Source organism: Pasteurella sp. WM03, from assembly GCF_004570945.1.
Classification (GTDB): domain Bacteria; phylum Pseudomonadota; class Gammaproteobacteria; order Enterobacterales; family Pasteurellaceae; genus Rodentibacter.
In genome coordinates this window covers 31,769-47,019 of sequence record NZ_SPPO01000003.1, presented here as the reverse complement: position 1 = coordinate 47,019, position 15,251 = coordinate 31,769, and the positions used below count along the sequence as shown (strand labels likewise).

General features: G+C 39.5%; 9 protein-coding genes. 3 read left to right on the top strand and 6 right to left on the bottom strand.

All coding sequences use genetic code 11. The features are described from left to right. Nucleotides 1-125: 125 nt before the first annotated feature. On the top strand, nt 126-2,696 hold the full coding sequence (gene clpB, locus E4T92_RS04100; protein ID WP_135093559.1) for an ATP-dependent chaperone ClpB: 2,571 nt from the start codon (nt 126-128) through the stop codon (nt 2,694-2,696). A 57-nt stretch (nt 2,697-2,753) separates the two neighbouring features. Here clpB and E4T92_RS04095 read toward each other — a convergent pair whose 3' ends face one another. The 5 genes from E4T92_RS04095 to folA form a co-directional block, all read right to left on the bottom strand. After that, a complete protein-coding gene (locus tag E4T92_RS04095; protein ID WP_135093558.1) occupies nt 2,754-5,777 on the bottom strand; it encodes a DEAD/DEAH box helicase family protein in 3,024 nt (1,007 codons plus the stop codon). Nucleotides 5,778-5,896: 119 nt separating this feature from the next. Continuing rightward, nucleotides 5,897-7,177, bottom strand: a complete 1,281-nt coding sequence (locus E4T92_RS04090) for a restriction endonuclease subunit S (protein WP_135093557.1) — start codon at nt 7,175-7,177, stop codon at nt 5,897-5,899. A gap of 88 nt (nt 7,178-7,265) precedes the next feature. Continuing rightward, the gene (locus E4T92_RS04085) at nt 7,266-8,270 is read right to left on the bottom strand and encodes a virulence RhuM family protein (protein WP_135093556.1); all 1,005 of its coding nucleotides are present in this window, start codon (nt 8,268-8,270) and stop codon (nt 7,266-7,268) included. Between the two features lie 36 nt (nt 8,271-8,306). Then, on the bottom strand, nt 8,307-10,664 hold the full coding sequence (locus E4T92_RS04080; RefSeq protein WP_135093555.1) for a class I SAM-dependent DNA methyltransferase: 2,358 nt from the start codon (nt 10,662-10,664) through the stop codon (nt 8,307-8,309). A gap of 24 nt (nt 10,665-10,688) precedes the next feature. After that, nucleotides 10,689-11,171, bottom strand: a complete 483-nt coding sequence (gene folA, locus E4T92_RS04075; RefSeq protein WP_077544619.1) for a type 3 dihydrofolate reductase — start codon at nt 11,169-11,171, stop codon at nt 10,689-10,691. A gap of 119 nt (nt 11,172-11,290) precedes the next feature. Here folA and proB point away from each other — a divergent pair, with 119 nt between their 5' ends. Beyond that, nucleotides 11,291-12,391, top strand: a complete 1,101-nt coding sequence (gene proB / locus E4T92_RS04070; RefSeq protein WP_135093554.1) for a glutamate 5-kinase — start codon at nt 11,291-11,293, stop codon at nt 12,389-12,391. Between the two features lie 158 nt (nt 12,392-12,549). Here the strand turns inward: proB and arcA are convergent, their stop codons facing one another. After that, nucleotides 12,550-13,263: a two-component system response regulator ArcA gene (arcA, locus tag E4T92_RS04065; protein WP_077542426.1), complete on the bottom strand. Its 714-nt coding sequence runs from the start codon at nt 13,261-13,263 to the stop codon at nt 12,550-12,552. 182 nt (nt 13,264-13,445) lie between these two features. On the opposite strand from arcA, the gene E4T92_RS04060 reads away from it, so the two are divergent. Next, nucleotides 13,446-15,182 carry a protein-disulfide reductase DsbD gene (locus tag E4T92_RS04060; RefSeq protein ID WP_135093553.1) on the top strand — a complete coding sequence of 579 codons (1,737 nt, stop codon included), beginning with the start codon at nt 13,446-13,448 and terminating at the stop codon, nt 15,180-15,182. Nucleotides 15,183-15,251: the final 69 nt, after the last annotated feature.

Genomic DNA, 15,251 nt, shown 5'->3' with positions numbered 1-15,251 from the left:
ATTTAATTGATAGGTAAAATCAAAAATATTTCATTTTTCCCCTTGAAATCATCTCAAATGATCTTACTTACTCGATGTGAATGACAAAAGCCAAATTGAATGTAAGTTAAGAGGGAAAAGAAAAAATGAACATAGAAAAATTTACCACAAAATTTCAACAAGCCTTGAGTGAGGCACAATCGCTTGCTCTTGGCAAAGATAATCAATTTATCGAACCGGTGCATTTATTGACCGCACTTTTAAACCAACAAGATGGCTCGGTTGCCCCGATTTTAACCGCAAGCGGGGTAAATGTTGCCTTATTGCGTAATGAGTTAAATAGCGAACTCAATAAATTGCCGCAAGTTTCCGGCAATGGGGGGGATGTGCAAATTTCCCGTCAATTACTTAACTTATTGAATTTATGCGATAAACTCGCCCAACAAAGACAGGATAAATTTATTTCAAGCGAATTGTTTTTGCTTGCTGCACTGGAAGAACTCGGTTCATTAAAAGACATTTTAACCAAGTGTGGGGCGAAAAAAGAACAAATTGCACAAGCGATTCAACAAATTCGTGGAGGACAAAGCGTGAACGATCAGAATGCAGAAGAAAGCAGACAAGCTCTTGAAAAATATACCATTGATTTAACCAAACGGGCAGAAAGCGGCAAACTTGATCCGGTGATCGGACGTGATGAAGAAATCCGTCGAACCATTCAAGTTTTACAACGCCGGACTAAAAATAACCCGGTTTTAATTGGTGAACCGGGTGTGGGAAAAACAGCCATTGTAGAAGGCTTGGCACAGCGTATTGTCAATGGGGAAGTACCGGAAGGATTGAAAAATAAACGTGTCCTTTCTTTAGATATGGGGGCGTTGATTGCCGGTGCAAAATATCGTGGTGAATTTGAGGAACGCTTGAAAGCGGTATTGAATGAATTAGCAAAAGAAGAAGGTCGAGTCATTCTGTTTATTGATGAAATTCATACTATGGTAGGTGCCGGTAAAACTGATGGTGCCATGGATGCCGGTAATTTGTTAAAACCGAGTTTGGCACGGGGGGAATTGCACTGTGTAGGGGCGACAACCTTAGATGAATATCGTCAATATATTGAAAAAGATGCGGCATTGGAGCGTCGTTTCCAAAAAGTGTTTGTGGACGAACCAAGCGTGGAAGATACTATCGCTATTTTACGTGGTTTAAAAGAACGCTATGAGATTCACCATCATGTCGATATTACCGATCCTGCGATTGTGGCGGCTGCGACACTTTCACATCGTTATATTTCCGATCGCCAATTGCCGGATAAAGCCATTGATTTAATTGACGAGGCGGCATCCAGTATTCGTATGGAAATTGACTCCAAACCGGAACCGCTTGATCGTCTTGAACGTCGCATTATCCAATTAAAATTGGAGCAACAAGCACTGAAAAAAGAAGAAGATGAGGCGAGCCGTAAACGTTTGGAAACCTTAGAAAAAGAACTTGCCGATAAAGAACGTGAATATGCGGAATTAGAGGAAGTATGGAAATCTGAAAAAGCCGCTCTTTCGGGTTCACAGCATATTAAACAAGCACTGGATGCGGCGAAAACCGAAATGGAGCAAGCACGCCGTGCCGGTGATTTAAGTAAAATGTCGGAACTACAATACGGTCGCATTCCTGAATTGGAAAAACAACTTGCTCAAGCCGAAACCAGCGAAGGCAAAGAAATGAGCTTATTGCGTTATCGTGTGACCGATGAAGAAATTGCGGAAGTGCTTTCCAAAGCCACAGGGATTCCGGTGTCCAAAATGATGGAGGGTGAAAAAGAAAAACTGTTGCGGATGGAAGAAGAATTGCACAAACGTGTGATAGGGCAGAACGAAGCGGTGGATGCCGTCGCCAATGCGATTCGCCGTAGCCGTGCCGGACTTTCCGATCCAAACCGCCCGATTGGTTCTTTCTTATTCTTAGGGCCGACCGGTGTAGGGAAAACGGAATTGTGTAAAACTTTGGCAAAATTCCTCTTTGACAGTGATGATGCCATGGTGCGTATTGATATGTCGGAGTTTATGGAAAAACACAGTGTTTCCCGTTTAGTTGGTGCCCCTCCGGGTTATGTGGGTTATGAAGAAGGCGGTTATTTAACCGAAGCAGTACGTCGTCGTCCCTATTCTGTGATTTTACTTGATGAAGTCGAGAAAGCGCACGCTGATGTATTCAATATTTTGTTACAAGTGTTGGATGACGGGCGTTTAACGGATGGACAAGGCAGAACGGTGGATTTCCGTAATACGGTGGTGATTATGACCTCAAACTTGGGTTCCCATTTAATTCAGGAACATCAAGGCGAAGGCTATGAGGAAATGAAAAATAGGGTGATGTCGGTGGTGGGGCAACATTTCCGTCCGGAATTTATCAACCGTATTGATGAAACCGTGGTGTTCCACCCGTTGGCGAAAGAGAATATCCGTGCCATTGCAAGCATTCAATTAGAACGTCTGGCAAAACGTATGGAAAGCCGTGGTTATGAAATTGTATTCAGCGAAGGACTCATTGATTTCATTGGTGAAGTAGGCTATGACCCGGTTTATGGCGCACGCCCGTTAAAACGTGCGATTCAGCAAGAGATCGAAAATCCATTGGCACAACAAATCCTTTCCGGTCAATTACTGCCAAGCAGTGTGGTGACTGTGGATTATGCTGATGGCAAGGTTGTCGCAAAACAATAAATCCAAAATACAAAAAGTGCGGTCATTTTTAACCGCACTTTTTTTGTTCTAAATTGATTAGCCCCCTAACGCCCGTTGTAAACTCTGCGTCCATGCCATTTTGAAAGCAGGATCTTTGGCGAAGAGTTTATAAAGTTCCAATTCATCACGATGTCGCTCACTCATCACATCACGCAAAATTTGCTCAAAAGCAAGTCCACGCGTGTGAATATCAGGGTTGTTTTTATATTTTTGCTCAAAGTCTTTATGCTTACGGATTCGTTCGGTGATGTTTATGAATTTCACCCGTTGTTCTTCCGGTGTTGCACTCCAGCCTTGAAACCAGCGTTCATTAAAGGTTTTAATAATTTCATCGATTGGATCTTTTTCTTCATCTTCAGTATATCCTCCTCGCGGATTTGGATTTTGTGGTGCAAGTTCAGATTCGCTATCATCTAATTTAATCCTGTAATTGAGTCGATTACGAGCCAGACCATAAGTGCTTAAATCTACCGCATTCAAGATTTCGTCAAATTCATCTTTTGGATCTTGCACTTTTAATTTCGGTACGAGAAATTTGAGGAACCAGTACAGTTTTTCCCAACCAATATTTTCAAAATTAATGATCGACGCCATTTGTCCGTAGATTTTTAAAAATTGTTTTGCCTTAACTTTAAAATCCACTTTATCGGCTTGTGCCAATCCTACATCCGAATCAAAGCGCTGAACGGCAACATCAATTATTGCGCTTAATTGATCGGACGGAAGATTGGCAAAATAACCTTCGGTAAATTCATTCACTTCCGCTTGTTCATACACGCCCGTTTCATCAAGTTGAGTTTTTAAATCGTGCAATACATTGACGTCGGTTTCTTCAGATAAGGTTGTTGAAGTATAAAATGGGTCGAAGGCCTTTTTAATATCATCAACGGAATTGAAAAAATCGAGTACAAACAAATCTTCCGAGCGTTTGCCAAGTTTATTGGCACTTCGATTCAGGCGTGACAAGGCTTGTACACAAAGTACGCCGGATAACTTTTTATCCACATACATCGCACATAATTTGGGCTGGTCAAAGCCCGTCAAATATTTATTCGCTACGACCAATAAACGGTATTCATCTTTATTAAAATAATCTTTGGTTTCATTTTCGGCAAAGCTATTCATTTCTGCTTCAGTATATTCCACACCGTCCACCATTTTACTGCCGGAAAAAGCAATAGCAATTTTGAACGGATTACCACGTATTGTTAGCAAATGGTTTAAGGCTTGAAAATAGCGAATCGCTGTTTCAATATTTTGCGTAACAACCATCCCTTTTGCCTTGCCTTTTAGTTTCTTACGGTTGAACACTTGTCCAATAAAGTGATCCAACATCACTTCCGCTTTGGTCTCAATAGTTTGTTTTGAACGTTCTACAAAAGCTCGTAAACGGCGTTGCGCATTTTTGCTGTCAAATTCCGGGTTGTCTTCAATGGATTTTTGGATTTCATAGAAACTCTGATAAGTGGTGTAGTTGGCGATCACATCTAAAATAAACCCCTCTTCAATTGCCTGCTTCATTGAATACAGATGGAAAGGTTTGAATTTTCCATCAGCTTGCTTTTCGCCAAATTTTTCTAATGTGCTATTTTTCGGTGTCGCTGTGAAAGCAAAATATGAAGCATTGCCGCGCATTTTACGGGATTGCATTGTTTGCAAAATTAAATCTTGAACATCTTCCGCATCAAGATCCGTCATTTTTCCCATCACCTTATTCATATTGTCGTGAGCTGAGCCTGATTGAGAGCTGTGCGCTTCATCAATAATTACGGCAAATTGCCTGTCATTTAAATCGGCAATGCCATCTACAATAAACGGGAATTTTTGAATGGTGGTAATAATAATTTTCTTGCCTTGTTCAAGGGATTGACGTAACTCGGCAGAACTCAATGCCGGTGCGATGATATTTTTTACCTCAGAAAAATCTTTGATATTGTCGCGTAACTGCTTATCTAACAAACGGCGATCCGTCACTACAATCACCGAGTCAAAAATTGGGCAATCAAGGGCACGCCCATTGGCAGCAGTATTATTTTGCGGATAAGTTTCAATTAATTGATATGCCAGCCACGTAATGGAATTAGATTTACCCGACCCCGCAGAATGTTGAATTAAATAACGCTTACCCACACCATGTTCACCCACATCAGCGATTAAACGGCGCACTACATCTAACTGATGATAACGTGGGAAAAAGAGCGTACGTTTTTCCAATGGATCTTTTGCTGAACCGTCCAGACGCATAAAATGTTGAATAATATTGGCAAGGCTTTGCTTGGTAAAAACTTGCTCCCACACATAAGCCGTGCGAAATCCATTTGGATTGGGCGGATTGCCTTTGCCAAAATTATTCCCTAAATTAAAAGGCAAAAAGAAAGTATCCGCACCGGCAAGTTTCGTTGTCATATAGGCTTCTTCGGTATCCATAGCAAAATGCGCTAAACAACGTCCAAATTGAAAGAGCGGTTGGTTTGTGTCACGTTTTTTATATTGTGCTTGCGCATCAAAATGTGCTGTTTGCCCTGTCCAGTGATTTTTTAATTCAATCGTAATGATCGGTAATCCATTGATAAATAATGCCATATCAACCGTTTCACCGGTGACACTTGAATAAGGCACTTGGCGCATACAGCTAAATAAATTTAGTGCAAAATTCGACCGCACTTTTTCGCCACTGCTAGCAAGCGGAACAGGATAAAGCAAATCAAAATGTGCATTATCAATATCCAAGCCTTTTTTCAACACATGCAATACGCCCAATTTTTTAATTTGGCGATCTAAGCGTTCTAAAATTTTACGCTGCCAATCATTGGGATTAAGCTCACGAAAACGCATCAACTCTTCTTTTTGGCTGTTTTGCAGAAATTGCCAAAATAAGCGGCGATCGATAGCAAATTGTGCATCGAAATCTTGCGAAAACGCCAATAAGAAGCCATGGTGTTTCGGTGAATAAAACGCACCGGGTTCATTGATCTGATTTTCTATATTTTCCCGCCAAGTACCGGTTAAGGCTTTTTCAATGGCGATTTCCAAATCTTTTTCCTTTGTTCCTGAAACCATGTTTTTACTCTTTTACAAACGATTTAAAGATGATGTTTTTGTTTAAAATCAATTTTGCTTGCACAGAATGGATTATTTTGAGTGAGTTTTGCATAAAATCGATTTATTGTGTTGTACAATCACACTCTCACCTTCCCTGTTACCACATCATTAATCAACACACTTTTGTATTCTTTGAGTTTTTCGATGTGTTGCTGTTTTAATGAAATCGCATGGTCGATTTTGGTAGTTTGTTCATCGAGGTATTGGGCGATTTTTTGTTGTTCAGGAATTGGGGGAAGAGCAATTTTTTGATTGCGATATTTATCCATATCAAGACTTGGAACAGCACCAGGATTAGTGAATCGGTCAAAATCTAAAGCGCAGTGTAAATAATAACCAAATAATAAATCTGATTTCTTTATTTCTATTCCTAAACAATTATTATCAATAATAGAATCTTCTAATAAGATTTTTCTATGATTTTTTCTTAATGCCTCTCCAATTTTAGCTGTGACAATAGAATTTTTAGGAACAATATTCCATTTTCTTAATTTAGTTACCTGATTACTAACAGCATTATTCCACTTCACTATATATTTATCTTGATTTTCAGAAAAATCACTCACTTTTAAGAAAGGTATATTTCCATTTTTACCTTGTGATTCAATTGGAAAACCATTTCCTGAATGTTCTTTTATAAGTTTTTTCATTGGAATAATTTCCCAATGATTTGGCACTTCCCCAATCCATTCCACGCCCGAATCTTTCATCTCCACATTAGAATCTAGCCCTTTTGTGACCGCACTTTGGATTAGAATTTGTTTGTGTTCTTTTAATAGCTCAATCTGTTTTTCAGCCAATGAAATCGCGTGATCGATTTTGGTGGTTTTATCGTCGAGGTATTGGGCGATTTTTTGTTGTTCTTCATCAGATGGAATTACAAATGGAATAAATTTCATTCGGCTTTTAGATAAATCCCATTGACCAATTCTCACGCCGTCCGATGCCATTCCGAAAAAAGAAACATAAATTTTGCTTCTTATTGCCCAGTGAAAAAATACTGGATTAACTGATTTAATAAAATCAAAAATATAATAAGCAGGGCTAACAATACCAGTAAAATTTGATACGCCATAAGAACCTTGCCAAGCCTTCATTTTATTCATTCCAAATTGACCTTTTTTTAAGACCTTATAATTGCTTAAATCATCAGGAATAAAATTATGATTGCTTTCTAGATCTTCTACATCACGTTTAATTACACCTAATTCTCTTGTTATAGATAATAAGGGCAAATCAGGACGATTTTTTTCTGATACAGGCAAAAGTATTTTTCCCAATGAACTAACCTCCCAATGACTTGGCACTTCTTCAATCCATTCCACACCCGAATCTTTATAACTTTCATATCGCTTCATTTGTAAAAATTCCTTAAAATCTGACCGCACTTTTGTCGTAAGATAAAACTTGTTGCATACCATGGCATAGATGCGTATAGCGTGATGTTTATCGTTTATCTTTTAATTGTTTTATCTCTTTTTGCCAATTTTCCAAGATTTTCAAATCTTCACTCTCAGTTTGGCGTAGTTTCTGTTGTTTTCTGGCTTGATCGAATAATGTGTATTGCTCATGGGTAAAGGTTTCCATTTGTTTTTTGGTTCGTTTACCGCTACCTTGTAGAATAGGAAATCCATTAAATTCTATCAAGTTATCTACATTGTTTCGCCAGAATGATAAAGTCAGATCTTTATTGTTTTTTACACGTAATTCTGCACTTTCTAAGAAAATCATCACTAATCGGTTCAGTGAATCTAATTCATCATTTGAGAGATAATTTTTGGCAATTACAATATCGCCTTTACGCACAACAGAACCTTTCCAGGCGGTTAATCCCATATTCGGCGAGTTTGCGTCAGCGCGTTTGCATATTAATTCAGCGGAAGTTTGCTTGGTGATGGCATAAATCAATTTATTTTGAGTTTCGGCAAAAAACATTTGGGTGTTTTTGTCGCTTTTATCGTAATCGCTTGATATGCTAAATAATTCTCGAATTTTTTGATAAAAACGCATTTCACTGGCTCGAATCTCGCGAATTTGTTCCAGTAATTCATCAAAATAATCTAATCGACCTTGAGGATTTTTTAACCGTTCTTTATCAACCAAAAAACCTTTTTCTAAATAACTGCGCAATTGCGTGTTTGCCCAACGTCGAAATTGCACGCCACGTGGACTACGCACCCGAAATCCAACTGCTAAAATCATATCAAGCGAGTAATGTTTCACTTGATATTGTTTGCTGTCCTGAGCAGTTATTAAATAATCCTTAATAACTGAATCTGCCTCTAACTCTTTGTCTTGTAATATATTTTTTATGTGGGTGGTTATATTTTGCACAGAGGTGTCAAAAAGTTCTGCCAATTGATTTTGTGTAAGCCAGGCTTCGTTTTCAATCACCAATAACGCTACATTAGCCTTGCCGTCATCGGTGTTATAAATAATTAAATCATTCATAGTTTTTATAAAATTCTTCAAAATCTGACCGCACTTTTAACCCAAAATTTCACAAATCAACCCATCCGTCTGCCTTTCTAAGGCTAAAATATCTTGCGCGACTTCAGAAAGGCTACGGAGCGGTTTGTGGCGGTAGAAATATTTATTGAAGCTGATTTCATAGCCGATTTTTATGCTGTCTAAATTGACCCAAGCCTCCGAGACATGGGGTTGTACCTCGGTTTTGAAGTAATGATGAATGGATTGTTTCAGCGGGATTGATTCACTGTCACGCAGTTCGCTTGCGCTTTCGTATTGGATAAATTCGCCTATTTTTTCTGTGGCGTAATAACCGAAATCGGCAAGTTCTTCAATCTTGCAGTCAAGGCGTTTACATAAGGCTTCGAGTTCTTGAGGTTTAAGTTTTAGGGTTTTAGCGATCACTTTTTCAGCATTTTCGTTATACCAACTGACAGCATTGAAAATCGCTTTTTTCTCTGTGGCGGATAGGCTGATTTTTTCTGCTTTTAGATATTTTTCCACTGTTTGTTTAAACAAGTTGAAATCATCAAATTGTTGCTCGCCAAAATGAGCGAATAATTTGTTCGCCGTGTTGAAAAGTGCGGTAGATTTTTCCCAAGTTTTTACATCAAGCAATTTGGCTTTTGCCTTGTTATTTAATGCAATGCCTTGTGCTTCACACCATGCGGTGATGTCTTGTTCTGCACTTGTCAAGGTTGTTTGATTGTAAATATTTTCACCATATTGTTGATAAAGATATTGCATAGGCTCAAACAAGGCTTTGTCAAATCTTAATGTGGCAATATTTTCCGCAGTGAATTTTGCGCTACGGCGTTCCGGGCGTTCAATAGTGACTTTGTAATAACCGAAATCTTGGTTATCAAAAATTTGTGAAGCCAAACCTTCTTCATTATTTCTACGGGAAAGTGCGGTGAAATTTAAGTAAGTTTTTGTGATTTCAGTGATGTGTTCCGGCGCAAACTCACAGTTTTTATCACCTAGATTTTTGCGTAGCTTCCTAAACAGCGAACTGGCATCAATGAGTTGTACTTTGCCTTGTCGATGTGCCGGTTTATTGTTGGAAAGCAACCAAATATAGGTGGTGATCCCGGTGTTGTAGAAAAGGTTATTCGGGAGTTGCACGATGGCATCAAGTAAGTCATTTTCAATAATAAAGCGGCGGATATTGCTTTCTCCCGATCCAGCATCGCCCGTAAAAAGGCTTGAGCCATTATGAACAGAAGCAACGCGACTACCAATTTTATTGTCTTTCGGTGATTTCATTTTACTCACCATTTCCATCAGGAAGAGCAACTGGCCATCGCTTGAACGTGGTGTAGCATCAAGGGATTCCTCTTTGCCCCAATAATCCGGCAAGGATACTTTAAAGCGACTATCAATTACACCGTTGCCATCTTTAATAAAGGCTTGATCGCCGCTCCAGCTTTTGCCATAAGGCGGGTTGGAAAGCATAAAATCAAAATAATGTCCGTGGAAAGTATCGGTGGCAAGCGTAGAACCCACTTTGATATTTTCAGGGTTGTCGCCTTTAATGAGCATATCGGATTTGCAAATAGCATAGGTTTCATCATTGATTTCTTTGCCAAACAGCAAGATGGAACGATCGCCTTGTGATGACGATAAAGGATATTTCTCTTCAATAAAATTTTGCGATTCAGTGAGCATTCCACCGCTGCCACATGCCGGATCGTAAATGGTAATAATTGCCGGAATTTGCCTTTTAAGCGGATCAAACACAAGGTGTGTCATAAGTTCGATCACTTCACGTGGAGTAAAGTGTTCGCCCGCTTCTTCATTGTTTTCTTCATTAAATTTGCGAATCAATTCTTCAAACACATAACCCATACCAAGATTGGTCAATGCAGGTAGTGTGTTGCCGTCGGGATCTTGTTGAGGATTTGGCGTAAGGTTGATATAAGGCGAAACAAATTTTTCTAGCACACCTAATAAGACGTTTTTGTTCGACATATGGCGGATTTGTTCACGTAATTTGAAGCAATTGATGATTTCCTGTACGTTGGCACTGAAACCATCTAAATATTCTTCAAAATTCGCCAACATATATTGCGGTGTATTGCTTGCGGTTTGATAAAGGGTTTTGAGTGTCCATTTTGAGGTGTTGTAAAACACATAACCGCTCGTTTTTTCAAGCTGTAGATGATCAAGTTCGGTAAAGCCTAGCTCTTCTTTCTGATAGTGTACCTCTTCTAGTACTGCGCCTTTGTTTGGTTCAAGTAGTGTATCTAAGCGACGCAATACAAACATCGGCAAAATCACATCGCGATATTTTCCTCGTACATATACATCACGTAGGCAGTCATCGGCAATACTCCAGATAAAAGAAACGAGTTTGTTGTGAACTGAATGATCCATAATATTTATCCTAAATTTTATTTGTTATTTTCTGTTTAAAACTAAAAACCGGCAAGCATAAGGATTATTCTCGTCTTTTTCGCAATACTCCTCAAATTCAATATGCCATTCATCCCAATTTAATTCAGGGAAAAAGGTATCGCCGTCAATTTCCGCTTGAATTTGGGTTAAATAGAGTTTATCCGCTTGGGGTAAATATTGTTTAAACAGTTCACCCCCGCCTATCAGCATAATTTCTTCAGAATCTTTGACAAAATCAACCGCACTTTCAAGGCTGTTTTTCCAGATGACGCCCTCGTGTTCAAAAGGTTTGCGCGAAAGCACAATATTCACCCGTTTGGGGAGAGGGCGACCAATACTCTCAAAGGTTTTACGCCCCATAATGACAGGTTTTCCGGTAGTATTTTTTCTAAACCAAGCAAGGTCAGCCGGTAGATGCCAAGGCATTTGATTGTCTTTGCCGATTACATGGTTAAGGGTTGTTGCGACAATTAAACTGAACGTCATAAAAGCTCCTTGTTGAATTGCTGAACAATATATCACAGCACAATATAAATTTAATGCTTTTTAATGAGTTTAGTGCTAACGTATGCGGCATTTTTTGATAATTAAAAAGGGTTAATAAAATGAATAAAACCATTGTTGTGAAGTTCGGTACCAGCACCTTAACCCAAGGTTCACCCAAATTAAATTCGCCACATATGATGGAAATTGTGCGACAAATTGCACAACTTCATCATGAGGGCTTTCGTATTGTGATTGTGACCTCCGGTGCCATTGCCGCAGGTCGCCATTATTTGAACCACCCGCAATTACCGCCAACCATTGCATCGAAACAATTACTTGCCGCTGTGGGTCAAAGCCAGCTCATTCAAGCGTGGGAAAAATTGTTTGCGATTTATGATATTCATATCGGTCAAATTTTACTGACTCGTGCGGATATTGAAGATCGCGAGCGTTTTCTTAATGCCCGTGATACGTTGCATGCGCTTTTGGATAATCACATTATCCCTGTCATTAATGAAAACGATGCGGTGGCAACGGCGGAAATTAAAGTCGGGGATAACGATAATTTGTCTGCGTTGGTGGCAATTTTGGTGCAAGCGGAACAACTTTATCTTTTAACAGATCAACAAGGTTTATTTGATAGCGATCCACGTAAAAATCCTAATGCAAAACTCATTCCGGTGGTGGATAAAATCACCGATCATATTCGTTCGATAGCCGGTGGCAGCGGTACGAATCTTGGTACGGGGGGGATGAGTACGAAAATCATCGCGGCAGATGTGGCAACACGTTCCGGTATTGAAACGATTATTGCGCCGGGTAACCGTTCAAATGTGATTGTAGATTTGGCTCATGAACAGGAGATTGGCACGAAGTTCACCGCCCATCATACCGATCGTTTGGAATGTCGTAAGCAATGGTTATTTGCTGCGCCTTCAGCCGGTGTGGTCACCATTGATGACGGTGCAGAGCAAGCCATGCTTGTGCAAAATAAATCGCTTTTGCCTGCTGGAATTGTGGCAGTGGAAGGTCGTTTTTCCCGTGGTGAAGTGGTGAAAATTCGTAATCAGGCAGGCAAAAATATTGCACTTGGTATGCCTCGCTATAACAGTGATGCGTTATTGTTAATCAAGGGAAAAAAATCTCAAGAAATTGAAGCGATTTTAGGCTATGAATATGGCGCGGTTGCCCTTCACCGTGACGATATGATTATTTTATAGCTCGTTTCCTGTTATGTTGGTTTTATGACAATAACAATCTTTGTTGAGTGAGTTACAGCAAACAGTTTGTTGTGTAATACCTGGGCTCTGTTATTTTATGCGAAATAAGGGCGAACTAAAAGCTCGCCCATTGGGGGTAGTAAGAATGGATGACCGTTTTATGATTCAATTTCCCCACAGAACCGATACCCCTCACCATGAACCGTCACAATAATTTCGGGGGTATTTGGGTGATCTTCAAAATGTTTACGAATACGGCGAATTGTGACGTCCACAGTACGATCTTGAGGCTTTAGCTCACGTCCTGTCATCTTTTTTAACAATTCTTGACGGCTTTGTAATTTTCCTGGGTTTTCACAGAAATGTAACATTGCCCGAAACTCGCTACGGGGGAGTTTGAATTCAGCACCTTCAGGGGTGATCAAACTATGGCTATTTAAATTGAGCATCCAACCATTGAATCGGTAAAATTCACGTTCTTTGTGGTTTTCTTTTTCAGTTTGTTGCATGACTCTATGTAACAAATTGCGTGCACGAATGGTTAATTCTCGAGGATTAAAAGGTTTCGTAAGGTAATCATCAGCCCCAATTTCTAACCCTAAAATTTTATCTACCTCATTGTCACGTCCGGTTAGGAAGATTAAAGGTAAATTGGCATATTCGCGTAATTCCCGAGCGAGTAAGAGCCCATTTTTACCGGGTAAATTAATATCCATGACGACTAGATTAACTATGTTATTTTTTAAAATCTCATGCATTTCAGCACCATTTTGTGCTTCAAGAACGCTGTAGCCTTCTGCTTCAAAAATGCCTTTTAAGGTATTACGGGTAACAGCTTCATCTTCAACGAGGAGAATTTGGGGCGTTGCCATATTTCAATCCTTTTAATTAATTTGAGAGATGGTTTATTTTATCTTTGTAACATTGTTGTAACAACGGAAAAGTTCGGTTATTTTTTATGATCTTTTTATTTTATGATCTAAATCATACTTTTTTAGTTTTTAGAATTTCTTTATGCTAGAATTTTTCCTTCTCTCAATTTACGTTTTCACCTATGAAAAAATACTTTCTTTTGCTTGTGTTGGTTTTTAGTGCATTTGCAAGCCAAGCCGGGTTATTCAATAATAAAGCGTCTTTTTTAAATGTTGATGACGCGTTTCCTCTTTCAGCTCAGATTTCACAAGATAAAAAACAACTTTCTATTCGTTGGGATATCGCAGAAGGCTACTACCTTTACCAAGATAAAATCAGCGCAAAAATAGGCTCTGAGCCTCAATCCCTTTCAATGAATTTCAACCAAAATGCAGAAATACACGAAGATCCTTATTTTGGAAGAGTCGCCGTTTTTACTAAGCCTTTAGTGGCTTACGTTTCCGGCGAAACCTTTAGGGATAATCAGAATATTGAGATTTCCTATCAGGGGTGTACGGAAGGATTTTGCTATCCGCCGGAAGTCAAAATCTTGAAAGTAGGGGATTTACCCATTGTTTCTGTGGAAGAAAAAACACCGCAAAATTCAACCGCACTTTTAGCGGAACAAGATCGTTTAGCGGCAGGCTTGTTCCAAAGTAAATATGCGGCATTCGGTTTTTTCTTACTTGGGCTGGGGCTAGCTTTTACTCCTTGTGTATTACCGATGTTGCCTTTGCTTTCCTCTATTGTCATTGGTCAGCAACAACGCCCAAATATGCTACGGGCTTTTTCTCTTAGTTTTCTTTATGTGCAAGGTATGGCGCTCACTTATACCTTGCTTGGGCTTGCTGTGGCTGCAATCGGACTACCGTTCCAAATTGCTTTGCAACATCCTTATGTGATGATTGGGCTTTCCGTGCTATTTATATTGCTTGCATTATCCATGTTTGGCGTATTTACCTTACAGTTGCCAAGCGCCTTACAAACCAAACTCAATGTATTGAGCCAAAAACAAACTTCCGGTGCGTTTGGTGGGGTTTTTTTAATGGGAATGATCGCTGGTTTGGTTGCTTCTCCTTGCACTTCGGCACCACTTTCCGGTGCATTGCTTTATGTGGCGCAAAGCGGTGATTTGGTGACGGGAGCAATCACGCTCTATTTGTTGGCGTTGGGCATGGGAATCCCGCTTATTCTTATCACCTTATTCGGTAATAAAATTTTGCCAAAATCAGGGGAGTGGATGAATACGGTTAAACACAGTTTTGGCTTTGTGATGCTCGCCTTGCCGGTATTTCTGCTTTCCCGTATTTTGCCTGAGGCGTGGGAACCTCGTTTATGGGCGTTATTAGCAAGTTCTTTCTTTGTTTGGTTTGCTTTGCAAATGCCTAAAAATGGTCTGGGTTATGCAGTGAAGGTACTTTCATTCGTTTGTGCCATGATGGCAGTACAGCCTTTGCAAAATCTCATCTGGCAAGAGCAATCCGGTCTGCAAAGTGCGGTCAATAATCCGGAAATTTCTCATATAAAATTTCAACGTATTCAAAATTTACAAGAATTAGATGAGGCATTAGCGAAAAATCCCCATAACATGGCCTTGCTGGATTTATATGCGGATTGGTGCGTAGCTTGTAAAGAGTTTGAACGTTATACCTTTAGCGATAAAAGGGTGCAGAATGCTTTTGAAAAAATTTTGTTACTGCAAGTAGATATGACAAAAAACAGCGCTGAAAATAAAGCTATTATGGAACGCTATCAGGTATTAGGTTTACCCACAATTTTATTTTTGGATCGTTCAGGGAAGGAAATTTCAGGTAGCCGCATAACCGGTTTTATGGATGCGGAGCACTTTTTGAATTGGATAAATCAAGTAGGGAATTAAGTTATTTTTAACCTAAAGTAAAAAGTCTTTTTCAAACTTTGCGCTTGTTTGATAAAACCTTAGTCGCTA